Source organism: Bradyrhizobium sp. BRP56 (genome assembly GCF_020194035.1).
Lineage (GTDB): Bacteria > Pseudomonadota > Alphaproteobacteria > Rhizobiales > Xanthobacteraceae > Bradyrhizobium > Bradyrhizobium australafricanum.
In genome coordinates this window covers 52,818-77,710 of sequence record NZ_JADYVV010000007.1, presented here as the reverse complement: position 1 = coordinate 77,710, position 24,893 = coordinate 52,818, and the positions used below count along the sequence as shown (strand labels likewise).

Below are 24,893 nucleotides of genomic sequence, written 5' to 3'. Positions count from 1 at the left end.
ACATGGCTACGCTCTCCTGTTTATGATGCATTGGGAACTCCTCGACTGATGCATCGAAAGCCAAGATGACTCGTGGAAGTATCAACCGGCTCCGCGTGGCGCGCTGCCGGCCGGTAGCGTCGGCAGTAATTCGGCGCGCACAAATGCGAGCCGCCTTTGATGACCTTCCGTGGAATCTTCACGTTGGTTGTTCTTGGGTCATAGCTGTCGGCCTCACGCCCGCCGCGCGGATTCGCCGGGATGCAGCAGGCCTTCGTCACATCCGCCTCATGCCTGGGGGAATACCAGTCGGCTGTCCATTCCCAGACGTTGCCGATCATGTCGTAAAGGCCGTAGCCGTTCGGCGGGAATGCGGTGACTGGCGAGGTGCGTTCGAAACCGTCGGCATTGGTGTTTTGGTGCGGAAAATCACCCTGCCAGGTGTTAGCCATGTGACGGCCGCGCGGCATGAATTCGTCACCCCACGCGTACTCGGCGTCATCGAGTCCGCCGCGTGCCGCAATCTCCCACTCCGCTTCGGTCGGCAGTTCCTTGCCAGCCCATTGCGCGTACGCAAGCGCGTCGTTGAAAGCCACGTGCACGACGGGATGATGATCGAGCGCATCGATGTTGCTATTCGGTCCGTAGGGATGCCGCCAGTCAGCCCCCCTGGCGAAGGTCCACCACTGGCTGAAGTCGCGCAGGCCGACCGGGTGCCGTGGCGGCAAGAACATCAGGGAGCCCGCATAAATCATGTGCGGTAGGATCCCGGGATAGTCTCTCGGGTCGGGCGCAATCTCGGCCACGGTAACGTGACCTGTAGCCTTGACGAACTTTTCGAACTGCTCGTTTGTGACAGGATGGCGATCCATCCAGAAGCCATCGACACTCACCCGAAGTGCCGGCGCCTCCTCCGGATAATGCCTGTCCGATCCCATGCGGAATGTCCCGCCGGGTACGCAGATCATCCTGTCGATATCTGACGGACCATCGCAAATGGCGATATCGCGCGCGCGCCTGGACTTCGCTCGCAAGGCGTCACCTCCCAGCCGATCTTTTCCACGCTATGAGGCAAAACCCTCACGTGATATCGGACCGTGGTCCGACATCCCGATCTGCGCGCTCGACCTCTGTTCGACCCACGGATGCCGCGGCGCCGCAATGGCCGCCCTGAAGTTGATACAGGTGACACTCACTCGATTAAGGCGATCTTGATCTAGATCAAAGCGGGACTGCCTTCGGGAGCAGCATTCCGGAAGCGCTGGACGTATGCCCATCAATCCGCCTGCCGACGAATGCACGCATCAGCCCCGGGTGCGGACAAACAAGGCGCTTTTGGTCATGTCGGCTACGGGGCCAGTTTCGGACCTTCCCGACAGGCTGCAGTGTCTTCGTGCAACGCTACCTGTTCCCCGGATGCGTCAGGTGACGTAGAATGTCACGGCCCTTGAAGCGGGACGTGCCGAAATCACCGTCCGGGCAAACGAGCAGCACAGGTGCTATCGGCAGGCACACGCTCTCCTAGAGGCCGTTCTTTTTTCGGTTTCACACCACCGTTCACCACGAACTTTGCGCGCTGCATTTGCGGCCGCTCGTTCGGTAACGTCGGGAGAAAAGCGATGAGGAAGGTCGATCGAAGGTCCGCACTGGGAATCGCGTTGGCAGCGGTTTCGACTGCCATGATCAAGCCCGCCAAGGCTCAAGCCACGGGCTACAAGGATACGGCGCCTTGGCCAGGTGTCGTGGTGCGTGAATATGAAGGCGAGACACCATCCCTGATCCCAGGATTTAAGACGGTCTCAATGCGCGATGTCATTATGCAGCCGGGATCGAAGACCATGGGCCCCCCGATGATGAATGCCATGATCTGCCATATCACCGAAGGGGAGCTTCGGCTTGAACAGGAGGGAAAGACCTTTACGGGCAAGAAGAATTTTGTCTGGACCTGTAATAAGGAAACAAGAGAGCAGGCGTACAACGATGGGAATGTGGTCGCGATCATGCGGATCACGGATCTGAAGGCCTAAGGCTCTTTTTCTTCGCAAGAGATAGCAAGAGACAGATTGCAGGAGCGGATGGCGCACGCGACGACGCGCCATCCGTGCAGGACCGCTTCGGGTCAGAAGGCGATATTTCTGAACTCGGATCGGGTTTCCGCTTCGTCCCCGAAAGCAGGCGTTCTAGATTTTGATGGAGTACGCGGCCCTACTCGCGCACTGCCGCGCTTCGCCGCGACATCGCGATGAAACCCAAGCCGCGCACGCTCATTCCGCCGATAACCACGGAGTGTCTTAGGGCTTCGCCTTCACCGACTTCGACGGCACCTTCAAGTCGCCGACGGGAAATCTGAGGGCGACGATGAACCGGCATAAACTCCAAAGCGACCCATTGATACGCGGATATTTCAATCCGGGTTCTACCCGTTCCGCAGTCGGTCTCTCCGTTGGGAGATAGTCAACATGGCATCACCTGGAAAAATCCAGGAGTACGGATCGCAGGCACCGGATACGATTGCGGCGAAGTTATTCAACTTTGAAGTCGGCAAGTTCGCCATCAAGCCGGAACATTCCAATTGGCTGATCAGTGTCGTCGCTCCAAAATTGAGGAGCGGAGGAAGCCTTACAATCATAGGACTTGCGAGTCGTACCGGCAGCGACGATTTCAACATGGAATTGTCGCAGAATAGGCTGCGGGCCGTAATCGATCTGCTTCGCAAGCAAGTGCCCAACAATTTCAAAGTTGCGCTCGAGGTGGCGAAAGGGGAACGCGCGGCCAAGTATGCAGGCGAAATGGATGGGGTGGAAAACGAAGCCTGGCGTGGTGTGATCATCTCGGTTTGGAATAAGCCAAATCCACCACCGCCACCGCCGCCTCCTCCGCCTCAACCGAAACCTCAATTTTATCCGGAGGAACGCAAGTTCTTCAAGCGTTGGCTTGGCTTCGGCGTCAAGTCTGGCGGACAGTTGTTGATCGGCGGCATCGAGAGCACGACCGCGTACGTCGTGAACCTGGGAGATTTGGAGACCTTCGATCTCCAGATTGTCAGCAGCCGGTGGGGACTGGGTCTTGGAGGCAGCGGAGGGGCCGTTGCCGTTATCGGCTTTGGTTTCAGCGTTCCATATGAGTTGCACCGTGAACCCCTGAATGACTGGGGCGTCAATGTCGCATTTACCGAAAAGCTGATCTCGAAATCGGCGCTACAATCGATCCACAACAGCAAGTACTTCATCGATGGCTTGAAAAACGGCAGGTACGTGGCACCCGCGCTGAATACGCGAAACACCTTCACGGCTATTGGCTTGCTTCAGAACGTGAGAAATGCACTCCACACGCTGTACGGAGGATTCGAGGCAGCCAAGGGCTCGGGCGTCATTGTGCTCGACTTGCCGTTTTTAGGTGTGGGACTTGAATTGTCCGCTTTCTTGACGCGAGGAACCATGTACGTCTCGAATCCTTCCCATTGGATTGAACCGAGCTGAAGGCTCGGACGAGACTCGCCCAAGCCTTACCGCTACCGAGGGACTTCCGGTTCACCTCGAAGACCCGGCGTTCTCGATGGTCACGCAGGCCGTCAGCGACGGTGTCCGGCCCCCCGCGACGGAGGGGGTTTCTTTTTGCTCGCCGCCGGTGTTTGCTCTGCACGGCGGAGAACGGGGCATGCGGGGATCGCTGGGGGAAAAGATCGGTGAAGGCGTCTTCGCTGATGTCCACGCCTGGGCGCCCGGTCAGGTCGTCAAATTGTCCAAGCCAGGTATCCCGCAGTGGGTCGTCCGGCACGAGATGCAAATGACCCGCGCGGTCTTCGCCGCCGGCGGCCCGGCGCCGGAGGTGCTCGGCGAAGTCACCCTGGACGGTCGCTTTGGCATCGTGCTGCCGCGGTTCGATGGGCCGACCCTGACGCAGGCTACGCGCACCGGCGCCATCACGCGTGAACAAGCGGGCGCAATCCTTGCGAAGCTCTGCCGTGCCGTTCACAAGACGCGACCGCCGCCGGACGCACTCTCGTTGCGCGAGGCGATGGACGCCCGATTGCGGTTCGGCGGCAGCGTGCTTCCGGAGCGCATCACCACCGGCGTCCTCGCGCTGATCGAGCACCTCGCGCCGGATGACGTGCTGTGCCATTCCGATCTTCACCCCGGCAACGTGATCATGACGGCGCAGGGTCCGAGACTGATCGACTGGCTCGGCGCGGCTCGTGCGCCCGCCGCCTACGAGATTGCACAGTGTCATGTCCTGATTGCCGAGCTTGACCCGGAACACGCCGGCGATCCGGAGCGGGCCACGGTCAATTCGGTTCTGCAGGCGGAGTATGCGCGGCTGGCCGGCATAGCCCCTGCGGCGCTGACAGCGGCGATGCAGCCCTATTTGCCGATCGTCCGCGTCTTCCTCCTGCTCGGCGGGGCCATGCCTGAGGTGCGGGAGCGGCTGATCCAGCGCGTCGAGGCGGCCCTGCTCTCGGCGGGGTGATTACTCCCGGTCATCCCGCCCACGGCAAGGCTACGCCGGGGCAACATACTCGCTCGGCCGCCGAAGCTTCGGCGAAGGCGGCACGCCCGGCCATGGCCGTTCGAAGAGCGGCGTCGCTTCGCTCCGCCTATGACGAGTGACCATAGGGTGAGGGTCACAGCAACACGGAGGCTAAAGATGCAGGGATCGCTGGGGGAAAAGATCGGTGAAGGCGCCTACTCCGAAGCCTACGCCTGGGCGCCGGGGCAAGTCGTCAAACTGTTCAAGCCCGGCTTGCCGCGGCGGATGCCCTGGTTCGAGGTGCATATGATCCGCGCCGTCCACGCCGCCGGCGCTCCGGTGCCGGAGGTGTTCGGCGAGGTGACCCTGGACGGGCGCTTCGGCATCGTGCTGCAGCGCCTCGACGGACCGACCCTGCTGCAGCTAACCCGAACCGGCGCGGTGACGTTCGAACAGGCCGGCGCGATCATCGCGGCTCTTGCCATGTCCATTCACAAGACGCCCCTGCCGCCGGAGGTCCTCTCCATGCGCGAGTATATGGAGGCTCAGTTGGAGCACGACGACGGCAAGCTCCCGAAGCACATCGCCACTGAAATCCTCGCGCTGATCGATCGCTTGCCGCCGGGCGACGGGCTTTGCCATACCGACCTGAGCCCCGGTAACGTGATCATGACAGCGGACGGCCCAAGGCTGGTCGACTGGGTCAGCGCGATGCGCGGGCCCGCCGTCCTCGAGCTTGGGTTCTTGCGTGTGATCCTGTCCGAGCTCGGGCCGGAAGTCGCCGACAATCCGGAGCGGCCGCGCGCGACCAATGCGGCGGCGCAATCTGAATATGCCCGGCTGGCCGGCATGTCTCTCGCGGATCTGACGGCGGCAATGGAGCCGTATTTGCCCATCGTCCGCACCTTCGCCGTTCTCGGCAACGCGGTGCCTTCGCTGCGGGAGCGGCTGATCCAGCGCATCGAAGCGGCACTGCGCTTGGAGGACTGAATTGTTTTGGTCGCGCGTATGGCTCCGGTCTGGCCGCCAGATCGGAGCCATTTCATTTTGCCGGTCCGTGCGTTTGATCGGCCAACATGATGGTGACCTCTCTCCGCACGCTTCACAGCGCTCCGTCGCAATTCATCGAACGGCGCTCAATTGCCTGGCGTTTTCGAACCTTGCTTGGGCCTCTGAGAGGGCACCGTCGATGGCGAGTCCCAGTCAATCATTTTCAAGCAAATGAGGAGTTCGACATAGCTTTGTACTTGCCCTGACCCCGCCATGAGTTCGCAACTTTCTCGCGGTCCCGCCGGGACAGTTAGCCAGATCGAGTTTAGCTGCTGCCGCGCAACCGCCTCGTCACTCACGCACTTGCTCGCGTCCTGGGGAAGCCCCGACGCTTTATCGTCAACGGACACGTCCGCGCAAAGCGACTTGATGTCGAAGTTGGGAACACTGTCTGAAATTTGTACGGGCGGCTGACCAACGAGCGATAATGCCAAGAGCGCTGCCTTCATGAGATCTCCCTCCCCGTCCGGTGCGCCCAGCTGGAAGGCGGATTGAGCTGGGACTGACGCGGCTTTGGAGGCTGTAGCGGCCACCCTCCGCCCACGACGTTACATTGGGCCTTTTTCCCAATTTCTATCCACTACGAACCGCAATGCTGCGGCGCGCTACTACTTTTGCGCATGCGATTTGCCCGCCCGTCTGTTGGTTAGGACGAGTTCGGGATGGCAATTGCCGCGGGCATTTGCCGATTTACGATGTGCTCAGTGAGACGCGATCCCTAACGCGAAAGGGCGGCCGTGACCGCGGTCCCTGCGTGCTGGTGCTCTTGGCCATCGCGATAGTGTGGGGGTTGTAGCGCTGATCATCCGAGCAGAAGAGCGCCCCCGCCGACGACGAAGAAAACGATCGCTAGACCTGTCAGGCCGTACTCGACGCCATCCATCCCGATCGACCATCGAACGAGGAACCAAGCAAGCCCCAGCTCAGGGGGTGCCGGGGCTGGAAGGCTGTTGCGGCACAGCCTCTACTCACGACGCTACGACTTTCCCGAATTTGATCCACAAGAAACCGCTGTTGCTGCAGCGCGCTACTACCAATGCCCCACGCACGCGATCATACGGTCTCATACAGCGCACCGACGCCTGGCATGCCGCAGGTTACGGTGCGGCCACCCAGCCCATTTTGAACGGGGCTGCTTCTCAAGTTGTAGATCTGGGACAGAAGAATTGAGTTACTGGGCGTCGGCCATCTTCGGTCGAGAAGCCTGCGGTTGCGCGTTGACTGCCGAGGGCCGGCTCGACGGCGACGCCGGTTCCTGCGATGAGACGGCGGCGTCGGGCGGCGCGTCCGGGGATGGTCGATGGGCAGCTGGTGCCGGAAGCACGATCACTTTCGCGCCGACTTTCACCCGATCATAGAGGTCCATGACGTCGTCATTGGTCAGCCGGATGCAGCCGGACGAAACGCGCTTCCCGATCGTATCGGGCTTGTTGGTGCCGTGAATTCTGTATTCGGTATCGCCCAGATACATCGCCCGGGCACCGAGCGGATTGCCGGGACCGCCCGCCATGAACCGCGGCAGATAAGGCTGGCGCGAAATCATCTCTGCTGGCGGACGCCAATCCGGCCATTCTGTCTTGCGGGCCACGACCTGTTCACCGGACCATGTGAAACCTTCGCGGCCGACACCGATGCCGTAGCGCATCGCCTGCCCGCCGTTCAGAACGAGATAGAGGAATGTGTTTCCGGTATCGATGACGACGGTGCCCGGCGGCTGGTGACTGACGTATTCAACCACCTGCCGAGCAAATTTTCCGGGAGCGTCAGCGGCTTTTGGTGTTTCGATCCGGGGCGCGGGGACCGGGATCGGAACCGGAGCTGGCGCTGGCGCTGGAGCCTGAACCGCCGCCGCTACGTGAATGGGAGTCGACGGCGCAGGACTAGATGGTGCCGGCACCTGGTGCGCGGCTTGCTTCCGTATCGGTTGAACGCCCGCTGGCCGCCACAGCAAGCCGTACCCCAATGCGGCAGCGGCCACGACGCCAACTACAACTCTTCCGGCCACTGGTAGCGCGAGCGTCTCGGTCTTTCCACGTTTGGCCCGCTTACCCATACCTCTCCCCTGATCGCTGTGCCCGGAAGGGGTATCCGGCAAATTTTAACAAGCTTCGAAGCGATGTCGCTCAAGCTGGAAATCGCCAAGCGTCGTTAACGCCAGCCCCTGTGCTGCAACACCCATCGTCCACATTCGATCGCCGGTTCGGGCAAAGCAAGGGCCGCCCAAAGGCGGCCCTCGCGCAAAGGTGCAACATCACTTCAACGTATAGGTACCAGTCTGGTGATTGCAGTCTTGAAAGGTTCCCTCTTTGATGACCGGGAAAGGCCCTAAGGGTTGTATCGTTGCGGTCATGACCATGCCGTCGTACTTCCCAGTCCCCGCGACTGTCTCTCTGGTTACCTTTCCTTCTGACGTCGAGAAGTACGAAAGTCGCTTATCACCGTCTCGGTCAATGGACTCGCAGACCGTGGTGCCAGTAATCTTCCCACCAAGAGACGCACTAACCCCTGCGCACCGGAATGTATCTTTGTCGAAAAGCCCACCCGGAGGATTGCTTCGGATAGAGCCGGTATGCTCATAGCTTCGCGCGATGTGGGTCTTGGAAAATGAGATAGTGTTGCTCGTGCCCGACCAGCACGCCGTGTAATCGAAGTTGCCTTCTTTTGGGAGCTCGGCGGCGAAAGCAGACGGTGCCAACGCAAAGACGATCAACGCTAAGGGATACCTGCATGCGCTTTCCATAGTACCCTCCGTATGGATTGGCAGAACGAACGATGCCAACGCGAGCGTGAGGGGACGCATTGATCCAGATCAATGGATGAAGACGAGGAAATGTCCGCGATGGGTCAAGGCTGCCCTGGCCAGTCCGTAGGATAGGTAGAGCGCAGCGATACCCATCATCCCACCGCGCAGCACAAGCTTGATGGGTATCGCTTCGCTCCACCCATCCTACGAAGCGGACAAAACAGGCGCTCTTGGCTATTTCGGCTAGGGTCCAAAAGCAGACGAATTATTGCGCTTCGGCGCGGAGACGGGTTGGCCAACCGACACGGACCAACGTTTCATCCGGGTCAGAGACCGCAAATTCGTACATCCCCCACGGCTTGTCTTCGGGTGATTGCTGAAATTCGCGGGCCGCAGCATCAACACTCTCGAGGTAAAGATAAAGCCCAAAAGGGTTTCTGCCCGGCGTCAGCCATCCCTCGACCGCGTCCGTCAGATGTAGATATCCGCCCTTCCCGTTCGACAGCATGCGATAGGTGTCGGGCTCTCCCGGAGCAGGCCTTTCGCCGTCCGGGCGCGCAAAGCCCAGCCGATTGTAGAACCGCTCCGACGCATCAAGGTCATTACATGGCAGGATCGCGATCAAAGCTCCGGAAGGGCTCATTTTGGTGCACTCCGACGTCACGCAACAACTTGCGTCCGCTCTTCTTAATGTCTGAAAATTTGTCACCTTTAAGGTGGGAGTTGGGGTTGGGACAGCCAGATGACCGCTTCAGAAGGCGATATCGCCGAGGTCGGGTCGGGTTGCAGCTTCGTCGCCGAACGCCGGCGTCTCGGATTTTGATGAGTAGGCCGCCCTACTCGCCCCACTGCCGCGCCATGGTGGCGAGCGCGCAGCCCTCGCAGTAGCGGGCATCCTTGAAGTCGATCCAGTTGTGGGCGTAGACGCGCTCCGGCGGGATGCCGTAACGCGCGCGCAGCAGCTTCACCAGCACCCGCCAGGCCGCGACCTGTGCGTCGGTCGGGCCCGTCGTGACGTCGGGGTAATTGCCGGCGAACTCGACGCCGATCGACGTGTCCTTGTTCACCTGGTGATAGGTCTTGCTGTTGTCGATGTATTTGTTGTCGTTGCGATCGGCGCCGTCTGTGTGGGTCGGAACGAGGTTGTCGGCGACCGCCCAATAGACCGTGCCGTCGGTTTCGACCCAGACCATGACGCCGCGCCGGGTCGGGCTCTTGTGCTGCGCCTCGGCGCCATATCGCGCCGAGCCCTGCGGCCCCTCGGTCTGGTGCACGATGATGTTGCGCCAGGGATGCGATTTGGCGACGTCGCCCCAGGGCGCCAGCCAGACCATCTTCAAGCCGGGAATCTCGGGCGTGCCTTGCGATCGCGCGATGGTCGCGAGATCGGGCGTTTCCGCCGATGCGGCAGCGGACAGGACCAGCACAAGAAGTGCGGTGAGCAGGCGAGGCATCATCACGGAAGATCCGGTGTCGTCTCTCGTTAGCACGCTCAGGCGCGCTTTCGCAGGCTCGCCTCGACCGTCTCGGGCGCCGGCTTCGGCTCGTAGGTCGCGTAGCCGTTCTTGCCGCCCTTCTTGGCGTCGTAGAGCGCGTGGTCGGCGGCGGCGACCAGGCGATCGGGATGCAGGCCGATCTCGCGGGTCCATTGCGCGACGCCGATCGAGACCGCGATCGGAATGTCCCTGCCGGTGCACTGCTCGGCATCGGCGCGGCAGACCTCGAGCACGCGGCGCGCGATCATCGCGCCTTCGCGCAGCGTCGAGGACGGCAGCACGATGCAGAACTCGTCGCCGCCGGTGCGGGCCAGCATGTCGCCCGGGCGGAGCCGCGTCTGCGCCATCAGCGTGAAGTGCTGCAGGCAGGCGTCGCCGGCGGCGTGGCCATGGGTATCGTTGATGCCCTTGAAGCCGTCGAGGTCGATCACCAGCAGCGCGAACGCCTCGCCGTTGCGGTCGGAGCGCGCGCATTCCTCGGTCAGCCGCTGCAGAAGATGGCGGCGGTTGCCGACGCCGGTGAGATCGTCGAGCAGCGCGAGGTCGGCGACCTCGTTGCGCAGCCGATCGATCGCCATCAGCAGGAAGCCGAAATTGAGCGCCATCGACAGGAACACCATCAGCAGGATCACCAGCGACTGCCCCGCAGAGAAGCGGACGAAGGAGAACTCGCCGGGCTGCAGCAGCGCGCCGACGGCACGCAGCGCATAGATGCCGATCAGCACGGAGGCGACGATGCCGGCGAGCCGGGCACCGGGGCTGACGCGGCCGTTCTCGGACGACAGCAACAGCTTCAGCGTCAGCGCGAACGGCGTGACCTGGGCGATGGTGTAGACCAGGATGCGCATCGGCATGCTGTCATAGGCGAAGATGAAGGTGCCGAGGCCGGCGAAGGCCAGCGCCGCGGTCAGCAGGGTGGCGCGCCAGGTCGCGGGCTTGTCGTAGAACCGCTCGATGCCCATCGCGGCAAGGCCGGCGGCGAACACCATCAAGGTCCCGGCCGCGAGCAGCGGCAGCAGCGAGTCCGTCAGCATCACGCGAAGCATCGCGCAGCTGGCGCCGGCTGAGGCGACCAGGGCCGACGCGGTCCAGAACCGCGCCGCGCCGAAAGCAGGATAGCTGCGCGCGACATAGCCCCAGATCAGCCCGAGCGCGAGAAAATTGATAATGAATACCGTCCAAAGCGTCGGAACGCTCAACATCGCCCCTGTTCGAGAGCCGTATCGGCTCGCCTCTCCTGAAATGACCGTCTGCCCCCTCCGGGCGTTTCCTCAAATGACAATCCCCGTTGTCTTACGGAACAGCATGCGGCCGCGCCGCTTAACGGAGCGTCACCCACAACGTGCCAATCCGCGCCGTGGTTTTGAATTGATGAAGATCTGCGCATCCGCCGTTTGCGCATCGTTAAGCATGACGGATGCGACGACGCCGCGACGCGCGAGATGCGCAACGCTTTGCGAAAAAGCTGGCGAAAACGCGTAACAGTTGTGGATAACACGATGACGGCGCCGTGACAGCACGCGGCAGCAGCCTCCGAATCTGCTGAGTTTGATATCGAGGATGTTGCGAGGCTGGCCCTCCGCCAAGCATGCCTCGGAGTCGCGTTCAATCCATGAAACCCTGAGAGGATACTATGGCTAAGAAAGCGAAGAAGGCGAAGAAGGCGAAGGCGAAAAAGGCCACCAAGAAGAAGGCCGCCAAGAAGTAACGAATTCCAGCCCGGGTAGCGGCTCTTGCCCTGCCCGGGCACCCGGACCGGGACGACCGGTCGCAGCGACGTCAACCTCGAATTCACCACCCTAAATCGATCGGCCCCGAACCGGCGGGGCGCAAGGCAGCAGGCGCAACGCCTGCTTTTTTATTGCCTGCGTCCGGGCGCGACGGCCGCGACGTCAGCGCTCCGCCAAGGCGAGCCTGGCGCCGAGCAGGGCAAAGCCCGCGGCAAAGCTTCGCCGCAGCCACGCCATCACCTTCGGCCGGGTGATGACGCGGTCGCGCACCGAGGCGGCGAACAGCCCGTAGACCGCGAACACCGCAAAGGTCATCGCCATGAAGACACCGCTGAGCTCGACCATCCGCGCCAGCGGGTGCGGCTCGTCAATGGCGATGAACTGCGGCAGGAAGGCCAGGAAGAAGATCGACAGCTTTGGATTGAGGATGTTGATCAGGATCGCGGTCACGATCACCCGCCGGCGCGAGCGCGGCTTGATCTCGGTGTCGACGGCGAGCGTGCCGCGCTCGCGCAGCGCCTGCCAGGCCATGTAGAGCAGATAGACGACGCCGCCCCATTTCAGCGCCGCGAACGCCACGGCGCTGGTGTGCAGGATGGCGGCGAGCCCGAGCATCGCCGCGATCATCTGCGGCACGATCCCGAGCGTGCAGCCGAACGCCGCCGCGACGCTCGCCCGCGCTCCCCGGGTCAGCGCCACCGCCAGCGTATAGAGCACGCCGGTGCCGGGCGAGGCCACCACGATCAGCGACGTCAGCAGAAAGGACCAGGTCACTTTAAATCCGTCACTTCAAACCCTCGGCGGGCGGGACATGGTCCGCCAATATCACGGCGACGGGGACGGCGGAAGCGGCTGCCGGCCTCCGCTCGGCGCCAGCGTCGACACCCCGTTATGACGACCTGCGCCATCCGCGATGCGAAAGCTCCGACGCCTTCATCTCGGCGACCCGGATCACGTCCAGCGGCGCCCAGGGCTTGGCCCAGAACAAGGCGCCTTCGGGCAGGCGCTGCCGCAGCGGCTTGCCCGAGGTGACGATCACGTCGAGATCGGGTCTATACTTCTTCGCGGCATAAGCGAGCTCGATGCCGGTCATGTGCCCGGCCAATTCGACGTCGGTCATCATCAGCACCACGTTGTCGCCGTTGCCCTGCAGCACCAGCTCGGCGGCCTCGGCGCTCTCGCAGGCGATGACGTCGAACTCGCTTTCCTCCAGCAGCAGCCCGATCATCTCGCGCTGCATCGGGTCGTCCTCAACCACCAGGGCCTTCGCACGGTAGGGCTTTGACTGTCCCATGGGGGTGGCTCCCTTGGTTTGAATGCTTCGGTTCGAGCGCGTAACATAGATTAAAAGCCGAAAATCACTGGATGGTTCAATTCCAATTTGAGAAAAGCGTGGGAACGCCTTGTTCCCGCATGGCAACCACCACCCCCCGTTGAGATGGAGCCCACCCGACATGACCGCGATCCCTGGATCCGCCGCTGCCGTGACCGGAGCCGCCAGCGGCATCGGCCGCGCGCTCGCGCATGAACTGGCGCTGCGCGGCTGCGATCTGGCGATCGCCGACCGCGACGAGGCCGGCCTGCAGGCCGCCGCCGCGGAGATCGCCAAAGCGAGCCCGCGCAAGGTCACCGTGCATCGGCTCGACGTCAGCGAGCCGGACCAGATCACAGCGTTCGCGGAGGCCGCCGTTGCGGCGCATCCCTCGCTCAACATCGTCGTCAACAATGCCGGCGTCGCGCTGCTCGGCGAGTTCGGCGAGTTCGATCAGGCGCAGATGGAGTGGCTGTTCAACATCAATTTCTGGGGCGTGGTGCACGGCACCCGCGCCTTCCTGCCGCAGCTTTCGCGGCAGCGCGAGGCGCATATCGTCAACGTCTCCTCGATCTTCGGCATCATCGCCCCGCCCGGCCAGAGCGCCTATTGCGCGGCCAAGTTCGCGGTGCGCGGCTTCTCGGAAAGCCTGCGCCACGAGCTTGCGGTGGCGAACAGCCCGGTGCGTCTGTCCGTGGTGCATCCCGGCGGCGTCGCCACCAGCATCGCGCGCAACTCGCGCGCCGGCACCGGCGTCACCGACAATGCCCGCCGCGCCGAATCGATCGAGCGCTTCGACGCGCTGGCCAGGACCACGCCGACCGCGGCCGCGCAGCGCATCATCGCCGGCATCGAGAAGAACCAGCCGCGCATCCTGATCGGCAAGGACGCATACTTCATGGACCTGCTGCAACGCTTCCGCCCGGCGACCTACTGGAAAACGATGCAACGGATGATGGAGAAGACGGCGGCACGGCGGATCGCGCGCGATGCCGCGAGGGCGAGCCAGTAGCGCAATGGCGCGGCGTAACCCGCGTCCCGGCGAAAGCCGGGACCATAACCACAGGATCGGGTTGTTGAGCACGCCGGGGCCACAGCGTCGTGCAACAACCGACATTTGTGGTTATGGGTCCCAGGTCAAGCCCGGGACGACACCGGGGATGCTGCGCGGCCTGCGGGTCATACATATGCCTGCGAGTTTACACCTGCGCGTCATCGCGACACGAGATTACCCGCCCAGCTGCTTCTTCACCCCGAGTGCGAGCCGGAACAGCGGGTCGCTCCGCTCCGAGGGATAGAGCGCGCTCCTCGTCACCTGCGGGAAATTGTCGTTCTTCCAGAACGACGCCGGCGCAAACGAGAATTTTGCGACCAGCCGCCGGCCGAAATCCATCTCGTAGGGAAAGTAGTTTTCTTTCTGCTCGGTGCCGGACATCTCCGGATACTCGCCGAGCAGATAACCCTCCTGGATGTGCGGGCGCACCGCCGACGGCGGGCAGACGCTTGAGAGCCGCACGATCTGCAGGCCGGCCTCGGCGCTCGCGGTGATCGCGCCGCTCAGATTCGGCACACCGAGCACATAGAGGAAGGCGGTGCCGGTCTCCGCCAGCGAGGCAAAGGAGGCGGCGATCCGGATCGAATGGGTGACGTCGAGCAGCGGCGTGGTGCAGACCTCGTAATGCTGCAGGATCGACCAGCGCAGGATGCGATGCCGCTTCAGCCGCTCGAGCCCGAGCAGCTTTTCCCTGGCGTATTCGGCGATCAGTATCCGCTCGGCGCGTTGCAGCGCATCGAACCGCCCGACCAGGGTCGCCTGATCGGGATTGCCGCGGCCGCCGCGAAACAGCGTCGGCTTCAGCGACGAGTTGCGCTTGATGTTCCTGTAGTCGGCGCCCTGGCCGCGAAACAGCAGCACATGATCGCGGTTGAGGAATTGCAGCTCGGCGATCTTGGTGGCGAGTTCCAGATAAGAACCGACGCGATGGCCCGGCCCCTCCCGCACCGCCGAGTTCTTCGCGACCTGGCATCCGCGGCGGTCGAAGAACGACCAGATTTTTTGGCTGCCGATGGTTTCCATGGAGACACCAGACTTCTCAACCTGTCATTCCGGGGCAGCCCGCAGGGCTGAACCCGGAATCCATTTCTCCATGCGTGATGCGGCCCGATGGAAGCAATCCATCGTCCCGCATTTGCCGAAAGATGGATTGCTTCGCTCCGCTCGCAATGACGGACAAGGCCGCCGCGCCTTCACCGCCCCACGAGCTGATCGGCAAAATACCCGATGGTCTTGCGATAGATCACCGCCCTGTTCCACTCGCGCATCGCCTCGAAATTCGCGGTGCCCTCGCCATAGGGCGCGCCCATCTTGAAGCCGCTGGTGTGCAGGAGGTTCGCGGTCGAGGCCAGCACGTCGGCGACCGAGTGGCGCAGGTCGACATGGCCGTCGCCGTCGAAATCGACGCCATACTTGATGTAGGACGACGGCAGGAACTGGGTCTGGCCGATCTCGCCGGCATAGGCGCCGATCATGTCGTTGAGACGGAGATCGCCGCGCTGCACGATCTTGAGCGCGGCGAGCAGCTCGCCCTGGAACAGGTCGGTGCGGCGGCAATCATGCGCCAGCGTCGCGAGCACGCGAAACACCGGCAGCTTGCCCATGTCGCCCTTGCCGAAATCGGTCTCGAGCCCCCAGATCGCGACCAGGATCTGACGCGGCACGCCGTACTGCTGCTCGATCTTCGAAAGCAGCGCGGCGTGCCGCTGCAGCATCGCGCGGCCGCCATTGATGCGCCCGGGCCCGACCCGGGTTGCGACATACTGCTCGAACGTCTTGTTGAAGGTGTAGCGCTGCCGGCGGTCGAAGGCGAGCACGCCGCCATCCTGCTGCACGCCGCCGAGCGCCGCCGAGATCACGTCCTGCTGGATGCCGGCGCTCGCCGCCTCCTGCGAGAACGACTGGACGAAGGTCGGAAAACTGCCGCCGCAGCGCGCGGCATAGGAGGGGGTGGCAAGCAGCAAGGCGCCGAACACAACCGCCAAACGACACCTGAGCATGCAAAAATCCCCTGCTTCGATTGGCCGATCATGCCATGGAGCAAACGAGGCAGTCAAAGCGTCGGCACGACACTCCATCCTCGGCGGGCAGCTACGCGCCTCAATCCATGTTCGCACGGTGAATGACCACGGCGCATCCATCAACCGATCGGCACGTAGCTAAAGCTCAACCCTTGAGCTGGCGCTCCAGGTCCACAAAATCGATCTCCGCCCAGCGCTCGGAGATCCTGCCGTCCCTGATCCGCCAGAACGTCATGCCGCGGAATTCGACGTGGCGGCCGGTTGGCTGGATGCCGCGCCACGGGCTGCGGTGCCGGCCGCGCCAGACGAAGCGGCCGGCGACGATGTCGCGCTCGGCCACCAGGCATTCCGCCACCGCCGAGAGGTCGGCGAAGGTCTCGTGCATCGCCGCCGAATGCGCGATCACGTCCTCGGCGCTCAGCCGCTTGCCCGCCGCATGGTCGAAGAAGTCGGGCGCCAGCTGCGCGCGGATCGCCTCGGGATCGAGGCGGTTGGTCACGGCGTCGTAATGCGCGAGCACGAGCGCCTTGTTGGCGTCGATTGTGGCGTTGGACATCGGCGGTCGGCTCTCGAAGGAAAGGTTGTAGAAAGAGAGGGATGCGCCTCATACGCGAATCGGACGGGATGGCGCAAGTGACGATGGTCAGAAAAAGCTCAGCTTTCGGCCGTCGTTCGTTTGCGCGCCTATACGAAAGACGGCTGCCGGGAAAGTGCGCCGGCGTGCGCGGCTCCGCCACCAGCCATTCCCTCTCCTCTGCCCTCGCTTCTGCGCGAACGGCGCGCCGGGCCTACCAGCGGTAACATCATCCGATGGTTGACTGGCGGTGGCATGCAGGCGGCGGTGCCCCGGGCGAGCGACGCACCGCACGGCAAGCATTTGAGAATGCGACGCATGAACGCCGAAGCCACCGGCCGCGACCAAGAAGCACGGGCCGGGCAAGCCGCTTCCGCCGCCAGGCGGCCGGTTGCGCTGTCTTGTTCATGCAAAGCCGCGTCGCTAAAGCCAGGCGCGCCGGCTGCAACGCCGCCGTCATTTGGGGACGCCATCCGATGACGCGTTTGGGGATGAGGATGTGCTGCCGATGACGATCGCCGGAGGTTTCGCACGCGCGCGCAGGGCTGCCGCATCGATCGGTGTCGGGCTCGCGCTCGGCGCTGTTTTGAGCGCAGCGATCGACGGTGCCGCCGCGCAGAACGCCCCCGCCAAGCGCGCGCCGGCGCAAGGCGCCGGCAGCACGCAGGCGATCGCCGCTCAAATGAAGAACGCCGTCGCGCTGACGCGCGGCGGCAAGTTCGACGCAGGCTATGCGCAGCTGATTGCAGCACTGGATGCCGCAGACAAGCTCGACGACGCCCAGTTCGTCATGGAGCAGTATTTCGACGCGACCGCGACGCTGCGCGCGGTCAAGCGCGACGATCTCGCCGAAAAACTGTTCGTGCGCGCGTTCCAGAGCAAGGCGGCGGCGCAACGGCCACCCGGCAATGCCGACGTGCTGCTGATGTACGCGATCCTGCTGTCCGACCACGCCAGGATCGCCGAGGCCGTTCCGCTCTACAAGAAGGCGATCGCGGCGTTCAACGCCTATTGGGGCGAAGGCTCCGAGGAATCGCTGATCGCGAGCGACAAGCTCGCGGTCGCGCTGTCCGCCAACGGCTCGGCGGCGTCGGCGACCAATTTGGGCCGGCACAATTTCGAGCGCGCGGAGAAGGCGCTGGGGCCCGACCACCGCACCACCTGGAAGCTCGCCAACAATTATGCCGACATGCTGCGCGAGATCGGCGCGCCGGCGAAGGCGCTCGAGCTCGATCTGTTCGCGATCGAGAAGCGCGCCAGACATTATGGCGAGAACCATCTCAACACGCTGGTGACGGTCAACAACGCCGGCCAGGATTTCCTCAATCTCGGCCGCTTCGACGACGCCCGCCGCTACTTCCGCCGCCACCGCGCGATCGCGGCCGCGATGGCGCCGAAGGATCCAAGCTTTGCCGGACAGGCCGGCGCCTGGCTGTTCTACACCGACATGCTCGCCGCCGGCGATGCCGCGATCGCGCCGGCTGATCTGGCGCGGCTGGAGGCGATTGTCGCCAATGAGGCGAATTTTGCCGATTTCCTGCGCATCAAATCCGCGGTGCTGGCTGCCGGCCAACGCGAGCAGCGCGGCGAGCGGGACAAGGGGATGCGGCTGCGCGAGACCGCGCTGGCGATCTCGACCCGCGCCTTCACGGCGCAGCATCCGATCAGCTTCGAGATCAAGCTCGGCATCGCGACCGCGCTGATCTCGACCGATCCGACCCGCGCGGTGCAGGCCTTCGCCACGCTCGACCGCGAGATGTTCGACTGGATGAAGCGCGAGGTCGGCACATCGGGCGATCGCGCCGTCGCCGAAGCGATCCGCGCCCATGCCGATCATCTCTTGTTCGCGTTCGGCCGCTTCGCCACCGGCGCCGGCTCCGCCGTGACGCAGCCGGCCTTTGCCGCCGCCGTGCTGCGCTGGAAGACGCTCGGTGGCGCCGACGCCACGGCGCTGCGCCAGCTCGAGACGGAGGTCGCCGGCAAGGACGAGGAGACCGCGACGCTGCTGCGGACGGCGCTCCGGCTTAACGGCGAGAAACAGGAGCTGTTCTCGTCGGGCAATATCGACGACTGGGCGAGGTCGGTGTGGGGGCGGCAGGACGCCGCCGAGAAGGCGCTGCAGAAGCGGCTCGATGCGATCGGCGTCAAGCTGCCGCAAGACCCGATCCGTCCGTCACAGCTGCTCGGGCCGCAGGAAGCCGTCGTCAACTATTTCATCACCCGGCAATGGAAGGCGGATCGCCAGGCGAAAGACCCGTTGGCGGCGACGGTGCTCTACGCCATCGTCGAGACCGCAACGAGCGCGCCGCGCGTGGTCGATCTCGGCGATCCCGGCCGGATGGTCGACACCGGCGTGCGCACCGAGATCGCGCGCCTGCGCGCGACGCGGGCTACCGCGCCTGATCCCGACGCTAACGCGCCCGACGTCGAGGGCCGCTTCCAGAACCTCCGGGCGCGGCTGTTCGCGCCGCTGGAGCCGCTGCTGAAGGACAAGACCACGCTCTATGTCGTGCCCGACGGCTTCCTGTTTGCCGTGCCGTTCGCGCTGCTGCCCGGCAGCGGTGGCGGCCTGCTGGAGGACAAGTTCACGATCCGGATGCTGACCAGCCCCGACGCGCTGATCGCGATCCATGCGCGCGAGACGCTCGATCAGCGAGGGGCGATGCTGCTCGCCGGCGGCATCGAATATGGCGAGCCGGGGCCGATGCCGCTGCCCGCGACCCGGACCGAGATCGAGGCGATCGCAAAACTCGCCCGCACCCGCGGCGCGCCGGTCGAGATGCTGACCGGACGCGGCGTCAGCGAAGGCACGCTGCGCGCGGCGATCGGCAAGGCGCGCATCGCGCATCTGGCGACGCACGGCTTCTATCGCGACGGCACGGCCTCCGGCCTCGACACGCTCTGGCAGAGCGGTATCGTGCTGTCGGGCGCCGGCGACAGCCGATTTCCGCTGCGCGACGAGAACGACGGCTATCTCTATGCCTTCGAATTGATGGATTGGGACCTGTCCGGGCTCGACCTCCTGGTGCTGTCGGCCTGCGAAACCGGTCGCGGCGACGAGAGCTTCGTCAGCGGCCTGCGCGGCCTGCCGACCGCGCTCGGCATCGCCGGTGCGCGCCGCGCACTGCTGACGCTGTGGCCGGTCGCCGACGAGGGCACCGCGAACTTCACCGTGCGGTTCTACGAGCACCTCGCGGCGGGCCTGACTTATTCGGATGCGCTGCGCCAGACGAGGCGCGATGCGCGCGACGGCAAGGTCGCGGGCGCGGGCGACGCCAGCGTGTGGGCGGCGTTCGTGCTGTTCGAGGGCTGAGCCGTATATGTCGTTGATGTGACCGGACGGGCGCCGCGAGCGCAGGCCGGGCCGAACTGCGCCCGGCGTTGCGCAAGGGCCGCACGCAACCCCATCGCGCAGGGCAGACCGGCGCGCGGGCGCAGGCGATTTGCTTTGACAGCGGCGCCCCGATCGAGGACAAGCCGCGCATGCCGAAAAAACCCGGGACCAATCCCAAAGGCGAATTCGCCTTCTTCAACGTCTTCTATGAAGACGGCTCGCAGCGCTCCAATCGCCGCGTGCCGTCGGAGCTCATTGGCGGGCTCGACGGCGATGAGCCGGTGCGCGCCTTCCTGCGCGAGCAGGACCGCGAGATCGCCGAAAAGGGCGGCCGCCCGCCGCTCGAGATCAAGTCCATCGAGCGCGTCGGCGCAAAGAAGAAGTAGCGGCGTCCACACAACTCTATCCACGTCATCGCGAGCGCAGCGAAGCAATCCACCGTGCTGCAGGCGCAGTATGGATTGCTTCGCTGCGCTCGCAATGACGTCGGAGCCGGATCAAAATGAAAACGGCGGGCCCAGAGGCCCGCCGTTGTTGTTTCGATGGATTGCCGGGTCGAGCCCGGCAATGACAATCGGAAATATTAGTTGTCCAGGAAGCTCCGCAGCTTCCGCGACCGCGACGGGTGCTTCAGCTTGCGCAGCGCCTTGGCTTCGATCTGGCGGATGCGCTCGCGGGTGACCGAGAACTGCTGGCCGACTTCTTCCAGCGTGTGGTCGGTGTTCATGCCGATGCCGAAGCGCATGCGCAGCACGCGCTCCTCGCGCGGGGTGAGCGAGGCCAGCACGCGCGTGGTGGTCTCGCGCAGGTTGGACTGGATCGCAGCGTCGATCGGCAGGATCGCGTTCTTGTCCTCGATGAAATCGCCGAGATGCGAATCCTCTTCATCGCCCACAGGCGTTTCGAGCGACAGCGGCTCCTTGGCGATCTTGAGGACCTTGCGCACCTTCTCCAGGGGCATGCCGAGCTTCTCGGCGAGCTCTTCCGGGGTCGGCTCGCGGCCGATCTCGTTCAGCATCTGGCGCGAGGTGCGGACGATCTTGTTGATCGTCTCGATCATGTGCACGGGGATGCGGATTGTGCGAGCCTGGTCGGCGATCGAGCGGGTGATCGCCTGCCGGATCCACCAGGTGGCGTAGGTCGAGAACTTGTAGCCGCGGCGATATTCGAACTTATCGACCGCCTTCATCAGGCCGATATTGCCTTCCTGGATCAGGTCGAGGAACTGCAGGCCACGGTTGGTGTACTTCTTGGCGATCGAGATCACGAGCCGGAGGTTGGCTTCCACCATCTCCTTCTTGGCCTGACGGGCCTCGCGCTCGCCCTTCTGCACGCCGTGCACGATCTTACGGAATTCGCCGATCTCGAGCCCGGTGAGCGCCGCCAGCGACTGGATCTCGTGGCGCAGGTCCTTGATGCGGTCCTTCTCGTGATGGACGAAGTTCTTCCAGCCCTTGGCCGACAGCTTGGAGACGCGGTTGAGCCAGCGCGGGTCGAGCTCGGAGCCCTGGTAGTTGCGCAGGAAGTCCTCGCGCGCGACGCCGTGGCTGTCGCCGAGGCGCAGCAGGCGGCCCTCGAACGAGACCAGCTTCTTGTTGATGTCGTAGAGCTGCTCGACCAGCGAATCGATGCGGGCCTGGTTGAGGCGCAGCGACTTCACCTCGACGATGATCTCGTCCTTCAGCTTCTTGTACTTGCGCTCCTGCGAGGGCGACAGCGACTCGCTCTGCAGCTGGTTGGCGATGTCCTGCTCCTGCAGGCGGCGCAGCTTCTTGTACTCGGATGCGATCTTGTCGAAGGTCTCGACCACCTTCGGCTTCAGCTCGGCCTCGATGGCGGCGAGCGACATCTGGTTCTCGAACTCGTCGTCGTCCATGTCGCCTTCGGCGGCGGCCTCGGCGGGGTCCTTCTCCTCGGTGGCGGCTTCGCCACCGGCGGGCGCGGCGCGGAACGGGGTCGGCGACGGCGGCGCTGCCGGCGGCGCGACGTGGGCCGGCGCACCGGCCTGCGCGTCGCCGCCATTGCCCTCAGCGGCGGCACCCTCGGCGCCGTTGCTGCCGATCAGGTTCGGATTGATGCCGCCCTTGGACTCGGGGCCGGCATAGGTGGCTTCGAGATCGATGATGTCGCGGAGGAAGATCTTCCCTTCGTTGAGCTCATCGCGCCAGATGATGATGGCCTGGAAGGTCAGCGGGCTTTCGCAGAGGCCCGCGATCATCGCCTCGCGGCCGGCCTCGATGCGTTTTGCAATCGCGATTTCGCCTTCGCGCGACAGCAGCTCGACGGTGCCCATCTCGCGCAGATACATGCGCACGGGATCGTCGGTGCGCTCGCCGGGCTCCGACTTCTTGACCTCGGTGACGGCCTTCTGCGTGACCTCGACGAGTTCGTTATCGGTCTCGTCGTCGCCGTCGTCCTTCTCGTCCTCGCCCTCGCTATCGTCGGCCTCGGTGACGTTGATGCCCATGTCGGACAGCATCGACATGATGTCTTCGATCTGTTCGGGCGACGTCGTGTCGGAGGGCAGCACTTCGTTGAGCTGATCGAAGGTCACGAAGCCGCGCTTCTTGGCCTGCTTGATCATCTTCTTCACCGCGGCATCCGACAGGTCGAGCAACGGCGACGGCGCGTCAGCGGCATCCTTCTCAGGAGCGTCCGCTGCCTTGTCGTCCTTTTCCTTGTCCTTAACCTGCAGCGTCTTTGCCTTGGTGGCCATTCACTAAGCTCCCGAAACGCGGTCATGCAAAATGGCGCCACGCACGCGCATCCGCACGAAATCTAGATTTACTCTCTCGACGCACAAAGGGCGGCGCAATATCTCGCCACCCCTGTCATCCGTCTCGACGGTTTCCAATCTGCAACAGCCCGTCGCGTCTTCCGTAAAAGTGGACACCGGTTTTACGATCGGAAGACGCGACAGATCTAGATCTGACGCATTTTCTGACGGCGAACCGGGAACCACTTCGCCTGAAAATGCTACGGTAGCTATTAAGTTTCGCTTAACCCTGTTTTTGCAGCCAAACCATGGATTTGGCGAGTCTTTTTGCGGGTGCGGCCAGCGCCGTCCGCAGCATTTTTGTTATCAGACATTACGCTGGAACCGGCCCGATAATTCGCCGAACCCTTCAATCAGGGCTTCGGTCCCGTCGGCTTCTGCCATCCGGGCCTGGATATCCTGCAACCATGCCAGATTGGCCTCGCTGGAGTCTTCAGCCAAAGCCGCTTCCGCATCTTTTCTTTCCCTAAGTAAGGCGTGGGTTTTCTGATGCAAGGCAACGAGTTGACGCCAGGTTGATAAAACATCCTCGCGCGCCGCGCCGATCTGCGCGCCCCACACCGCCTGGGTTGTGATCGCTCGCTCAACCCTTTGAAGAATCAGGGATAATCCGCCCGCTTCGAGGTCGGCCCGCATCTTCTCGGCCTGCTCCTCGGCGTCAGGGGAATGGTGATGGTCGTGGGCAAAGGCGGCGATGATGGCGGCCCTGAGCTTGTGGGCCTCGGGATGGGCGAGCTCCAGCGCCGCCACCTCCTCGAGATGGTCGTGCAGCAGCCAGGGATGGTTGATCAGCGATTGCAGGATCAGGGCCTCGCGGCGGGAGACCGCGCTGCGCTGGCCGCGCATGATCGGGCTGTTGGCCAATTGGGGGCTGGCGGCCTGATAGGGGCCCCGTGAAATCCCGGGGGTGGCACCGAACCGGCCGCCCTGCGGGCCTCCCTGCCAGCCGTTTTGGGCAGGTCCCCGGGGGGCAAACTGGCGGGGTGATTCGCCGCCGCGGCCGCCGCCGAAATTGCCCCTTCCGTAGCCGCCGCGGCCATAACCGCCGCGTCCGCCCTCGGGCGCAAAATTGCGCTGCAGCCGCTCCTGCAGGTCCTGCCGGTAATAGCGGCGCACCACCTCGTCACGGATGCCATTGGTGAGCTCGCCGATCCGCGCCTCCAGCGCGGCGCGGCGCTCGGGCGTATCGAAATTGCCGCCCTCGATCTCGCGCGACCAGATCATTTCGGCGAGCGGACGCGCGGCCGAGATCACGTCCTCAATCGCGCCGCGGCCGCCGGAGCGGGCGAGATCGTCGGGGTCCTGCCCTTCCGGCAGCAGCGCAATCCGCAGGCTCTTGCCGGGCTTGAGCTGCGGCAAGGCAAGGTCGGCAGCACGATAAGCCGCCTTCTGGCCGGCGCGATCGCCGTCGAAGCAGAGGATCGGCTCGTCGACCATCTTCCAGAGCAGGCCGAGCTGGTTTTCGGTCAGCGCGGTGCCGAGCGGCGCGACGGCGCCGGGAAAGCCCGACGTGACCATGGCGATGACGTCGACATAGCCCTCGACGACGATCAGCTGCGCGCCGTCATGTGCGGCCTGCCGCGCGGTGAACAGATTGTAGAGATTGTCGCCCTTATGAAACAGCGTGGTTTCCGGCGAGTTCAGGTACTTTGCCGGAACGTCCTTCTCCAGCGCACGCCCGCCGAATGCGATGACGCGGCCGCGGGCATCCGTGATCGGGAACATGACGCGGTCGCGGAAACGATCGAACGGCACCGGCTTGTCCTCGCCGGACACCAGAAGCCCCGCCTCCACCATGTCCTCGGTGGAGATGCCTAACGCGCCCAGATGCTCCTTCAGCGCGAAGCGGTCCGGCGGCGCATAGCCCATCCGGAACTGAAGCTGGGTCGCCGGCGAGATGGCGCGGTCGGCGAGGTAGCCGCGCGCCTTGGCGCCGCCCCGCGAGGCCAGCGTGTCGGCGAAGAACTTGGTCGCCAGTTCCATGACGTCGTGCAGGGTGCGGCGGTGCTGCTCGTGCCGCGCGGCATCGGGCGTCACCGCCGGCAGCGGGACACCCGCCATCGCGGCGAGACGTTCCACGGCCTCGGGGAAAGTCACGCCCTCGGTCTTCATCAGGAAGTCGAAGATGTTGCCGTTCAGCCCGGACGAGAAGTCGAACCAGGCCTGCTTCTGGTCGTTGACGAAGAATGACGGCGTCTTCTCCTGCTGGAACGGCGACAGCCCCTTCCACTCCCGGCCGGCCTTCTTGAGCTTGACGCGCCTGCCCACGACTTCCGAGACCGGAAGCCGGGCGCGCAGCTCATCGAGGAATTCGGGCGTGAAACGCATCAGTCAGGATTTTGGGCTCGGGCGGCGAA

Annotated in this window: 20 protein-coding genes; 7 read left to right on the top strand and 13 right to left on the bottom strand. The window is 64.0% G+C overall.

What is annotated here, in order from left to right; genetic code table 11:
• Window positions 1–20: 20 nt before the first annotated feature.
• Window positions 21–947 (bottom strand): formylglycine-generating enzyme family protein, encoded by a 927-nt coding sequence (locus I6F38_RS07380; protein ID WP_225159799.1) that lies wholly within the window; start codon window positions 945–947, stop codon window positions 21–23.
• A 651-nt stretch (window positions 948–1,598) separates the two neighbouring features.
• Here I6F38_RS07380 and I6F38_RS07375 point away from each other — a divergent pair.
• The 4 genes from I6F38_RS07375 (at window position 1,599) to I6F38_RS07360 (ending at window position 5,436) form a co-directional block, all read left to right on the top strand.
• Window positions 1,599–2,006: a hypothetical protein gene (locus tag I6F38_RS07375; RefSeq protein ID WP_225159724.1), complete on the top strand. Its 408-nt coding sequence runs from the start codon at window positions 1,599–1,601 to the stop codon at window positions 2,004–2,006.
• Between the two features lie 432 nt (window positions 2,007–2,438).
• Complete coding sequence (locus I6F38_RS07370) at window positions 2,439–3,458, top strand: hypothetical protein (protein WP_225159721.1); 1,020 nt, start codon at window positions 2,439–2,441, stop codon at window positions 3,456–3,458.
• A 178-nt stretch (window positions 3,459–3,636) separates the two neighbouring features.
• The gene (locus I6F38_RS07365; protein ID WP_225159719.1) at window positions 3,637–4,446 is read left to right on the top strand and encodes an aminoglycoside phosphotransferase family protein; all 810 of its coding nucleotides are present in this window, start codon (window positions 3,637–3,639) and stop codon (window positions 4,444–4,446) included.
• A 177-nt stretch (window positions 4,447–4,623) separates the two neighbouring features.
• Window positions 4,624–5,436, top strand: a complete 813-nt coding sequence (locus I6F38_RS07360) for an aminoglycoside phosphotransferase family protein (RefSeq protein WP_225159717.1) — start codon at window positions 4,624–4,626, stop codon at window positions 5,434–5,436.
• A 146-nt stretch (window positions 5,437–5,582) separates the two neighbouring features.
• Here I6F38_RS07360 and I6F38_RS07355 read toward each other — a convergent pair whose 3' ends face one another.
• From I6F38_RS07355 to I6F38_RS07325, 7 genes are all read right to left on the bottom strand, one after another.
• Window positions 5,583–5,945 carry a hypothetical protein gene (locus tag I6F38_RS07355; RefSeq protein WP_092087479.1) on the bottom strand — a complete coding sequence of 121 codons (363 nt, stop codon included), beginning with the start codon at window positions 5,943–5,945 and terminating at the stop codon, window positions 5,583–5,585.
• Window positions 5,946–6,667: 722 nt separating this feature from the next.
• Entirely contained in the window at window positions 6,668–7,549 is an 882-nt protein-coding gene (locus tag I6F38_RS07350) for a L,D-transpeptidase (RefSeq protein ID WP_225159715.1), read from the bottom strand.
• 955 nt (window positions 7,550–8,504) lie between these two features.
• Window positions 8,505–8,882, bottom strand: coding sequence for a VOC family protein (locus I6F38_RS07345; protein ID WP_092087508.1), 378 nt, complete (start codon window positions 8,880–8,882; stop codon window positions 8,505–8,507).
• A 193-nt stretch (window positions 8,883–9,075) separates the two neighbouring features.
• Window positions 9,076–9,696, bottom strand: coding sequence for a peptidoglycan recognition family protein (locus I6F38_RS07340; RefSeq protein ID WP_225159713.1), 621 nt, complete (start codon window positions 9,694–9,696; stop codon window positions 9,076–9,078).
• Window positions 9,697–9,731: 35 nt separating this feature from the next.
• The gene (locus tag I6F38_RS07335; RefSeq protein ID WP_225159711.1) at window positions 9,732–10,937 is read right to left on the bottom strand and encodes a GGDEF domain-containing protein; all 1,206 of its coding nucleotides are present in this window, start codon (window positions 10,935–10,937) and stop codon (window positions 9,732–9,734) included.
• A gap of 690 nt (window positions 10,938–11,627) precedes the next feature.
• Window positions 11,628–12,239 (bottom strand): LysE family translocator, encoded by a 612-nt coding sequence (locus I6F38_RS07330; protein ID WP_225159708.1) that lies wholly within the window; start codon window positions 12,237–12,239, stop codon window positions 11,628–11,630.
• A 115-nt stretch (window positions 12,240–12,354) separates the two neighbouring features.
• On the bottom strand, window positions 12,355–12,759 hold the full coding sequence (locus I6F38_RS07325; RefSeq protein ID WP_028333151.1) for a response regulator: 405 nt from the start codon (window positions 12,757–12,759) through the stop codon (window positions 12,355–12,357).
• A 160-nt stretch (window positions 12,760–12,919) separates the two neighbouring features.
• On the opposite strand from I6F38_RS07325, the gene I6F38_RS07320 reads away from it, so the two are divergent.
• The gene (locus I6F38_RS07320) at window positions 12,920–13,789 is read left to right on the top strand and encodes an SDR family NAD(P)-dependent oxidoreductase (RefSeq protein WP_050383660.1); all 870 of its coding nucleotides are present in this window, start codon (window positions 12,920–12,922) and stop codon (window positions 13,787–13,789) included.
• 216 nt (window positions 13,790–14,005) lie between these two features.
• On the opposite strand, the gene I6F38_RS07315 is transcribed toward I6F38_RS07320, so the two are convergent.
• From I6F38_RS07315 to I6F38_RS07305, 3 genes are all read right to left on the bottom strand, one after another.
• Complete coding sequence (locus tag I6F38_RS07315) at window positions 14,006–14,854, bottom strand: FRG domain-containing protein (protein ID WP_225159705.1); 849 nt, start codon at window positions 14,852–14,854, stop codon at window positions 14,006–14,008.
• A 170-nt stretch (window positions 14,855–15,024) separates the two neighbouring features.
• Window positions 15,025–15,831, bottom strand: coding sequence for a lytic murein transglycosylase (locus I6F38_RS07310; protein WP_076827939.1), 807 nt, complete (start codon window positions 15,829–15,831; stop codon window positions 15,025–15,027).
• A 166-nt stretch (window positions 15,832–15,997) separates the two neighbouring features.
• On the bottom strand, window positions 15,998–16,408 hold the full coding sequence (locus tag I6F38_RS07305) for an ester cyclase (protein ID WP_225159704.1): 411 nt from the start codon (window positions 16,406–16,408) through the stop codon (window positions 15,998–16,000).
• Between the two features lie 526 nt (window positions 16,409–16,934).
• Here I6F38_RS07305 and I6F38_RS07300 point away from each other — a divergent pair.
• Complete coding sequence (locus I6F38_RS07300; RefSeq protein ID WP_225159703.1) at window positions 16,935–19,739, top strand: CHAT domain-containing tetratricopeptide repeat protein; 2,805 nt, start codon at window positions 16,935–16,937, stop codon at window positions 19,737–19,739.
• A gap of 170 nt (window positions 19,740–19,909) precedes the next feature.
• Window positions 19,910–20,146 (top strand): hypothetical protein, encoded by a 237-nt coding sequence (locus I6F38_RS07295; protein ID WP_026192271.1) that lies wholly within the window; start codon window positions 19,910–19,912, stop codon window positions 20,144–20,146.
• A gap of 197 nt (window positions 20,147–20,343) precedes the next feature.
• Here the strand turns inward: I6F38_RS07295 and rpoD are convergent, their stop codons facing one another.
• Window positions 20,344–22,476 (bottom strand): RNA polymerase sigma factor RpoD, encoded by a 2,133-nt coding sequence (gene rpoD, locus I6F38_RS07290; RefSeq protein WP_225159702.1) that lies wholly within the window; start codon window positions 22,474–22,476, stop codon window positions 20,344–20,346.
• 366 nt (window positions 22,477–22,842) lie between these two features.
• Window positions 22,843–24,864 carry a DNA primase gene (gene dnaG / locus I6F38_RS07285; protein ID WP_225159701.1) on the bottom strand — a complete coding sequence of 674 codons (2,022 nt, stop codon included), beginning with the start codon at window positions 24,862–24,864 and terminating at the stop codon, window positions 22,843–22,845.
• Window positions 24,865–24,893: the final 29 nt, after the last annotated feature.

What these genes read in the sequence shown, in the direction of transcription:
- I6F38_RS07335 (WP_225159711.1), bottom strand. Translation starts at nt 10,937, where the DNA reads ATGTTGAGCGTTCCGACGCTTTGGACGGTATTCATTATCAATTTTCTC.
- I6F38_RS07345 (WP_092087508.1), bottom strand. Translation starts at nt 8,882, where the DNA reads ATGAGCCCTTCCGGAGCTTTGATCGCGATCCTGCCATGTAATGACCTT.
- I6F38_RS07360 (WP_225159717.1), top strand. Translation starts at nt 4,624, where the DNA reads ATGCAGGGATCGCTGGGGGAAAAGATCGGTGAAGGCGCCTACTCCGAA.
- I6F38_RS07300 (WP_225159703.1), top strand. Translation starts at nt 16,935, where the DNA reads ATGACGATCGCCGGAGGTTTCGCACGCGCGCGCAGGGCTGCCGCATCG.
- I6F38_RS07380 (WP_225159799.1), bottom strand. Translation starts at nt 947, where the DNA reads ATGATCTGCGTACCCGGCGGGACATTCCGCATGGGATCGGACAGGCAT.
- dnaG (WP_225159701.1), bottom strand. Translation starts at nt 24,864, where the DNA reads ATGCGTTTCACGCCCGAATTCCTCGATGAGCTGCGCGCCCGGCTTCCG.
- I6F38_RS07310 (WP_076827939.1), bottom strand. Translation starts at nt 15,831, where the DNA reads ATGCTCAGGTGTCGTTTGGCGGTTGTGTTCGGCGCCTTGCTGCTTGCC.
- I6F38_RS07370 (WP_225159721.1), top strand. Translation starts at nt 2,439, where the DNA reads ATGGCATCACCTGGAAAAATCCAGGAGTACGGATCGCAGGCACCGGAT.
- I6F38_RS07315 (WP_225159705.1), bottom strand. Translation starts at nt 14,854, where the DNA reads ATGGAAACCATCGGCAGCCAAAAAATCTGGTCGTTCTTCGACCGCCGC.
- rpoD (WP_225159702.1), bottom strand. Translation starts at nt 22,476, where the DNA reads ATGGCCACCAAGGCAAAGACGCTGCAGGTTAAGGACAAGGAAAAGGAC.
- I6F38_RS07340 (WP_225159713.1), bottom strand. Translation starts at nt 9,696, where the DNA reads ATGATGCCTCGCCTGCTCACCGCACTTCTTGTGCTGGTCCTGTCCGCT.
- I6F38_RS07295 (WP_026192271.1), top strand. Translation starts at nt 19,910, where the DNA reads ATGCCGAAAAAACCCGGGACCAATCCCAAAGGCGAATTCGCCTTCTTC.
- I6F38_RS07305 (WP_225159704.1), bottom strand. Translation starts at nt 16,408, where the DNA reads ATGTCCAACGCCACAATCGACGCCAACAAGGCGCTCGTGCTCGCGCAT.
- I6F38_RS07365 (WP_225159719.1), top strand. Translation starts at nt 3,637, where the DNA reads ATGCGGGGATCGCTGGGGGAAAAGATCGGTGAAGGCGTCTTCGCTGAT.
- I6F38_RS07375 (WP_225159724.1), top strand. Translation starts at nt 1,599, where the DNA reads ATGAGGAAGGTCGATCGAAGGTCCGCACTGGGAATCGCGTTGGCAGCG.
- I6F38_RS07320 (WP_050383660.1), top strand. Translation starts at nt 12,920, where the DNA reads ATGACCGCGATCCCTGGATCCGCCGCTGCCGTGACCGGAGCCGCCAGC.
- I6F38_RS07355 (WP_092087479.1), bottom strand. Translation starts at nt 5,945, where the DNA reads ATGAAGGCAGCGCTCTTGGCATTATCGCTCGTTGGTCAGCCGCCCGTA.
- I6F38_RS07350 (WP_225159715.1), bottom strand. Translation starts at nt 7,549, where the DNA reads ATGGGTAAGCGGGCCAAACGTGGAAAGACCGAGACGCTCGCGCTACCA.
- I6F38_RS07325 (WP_028333151.1), bottom strand. Translation starts at nt 12,759, where the DNA reads ATGGGACAGTCAAAGCCCTACCGTGCGAAGGCCCTGGTGGTTGAGGAC.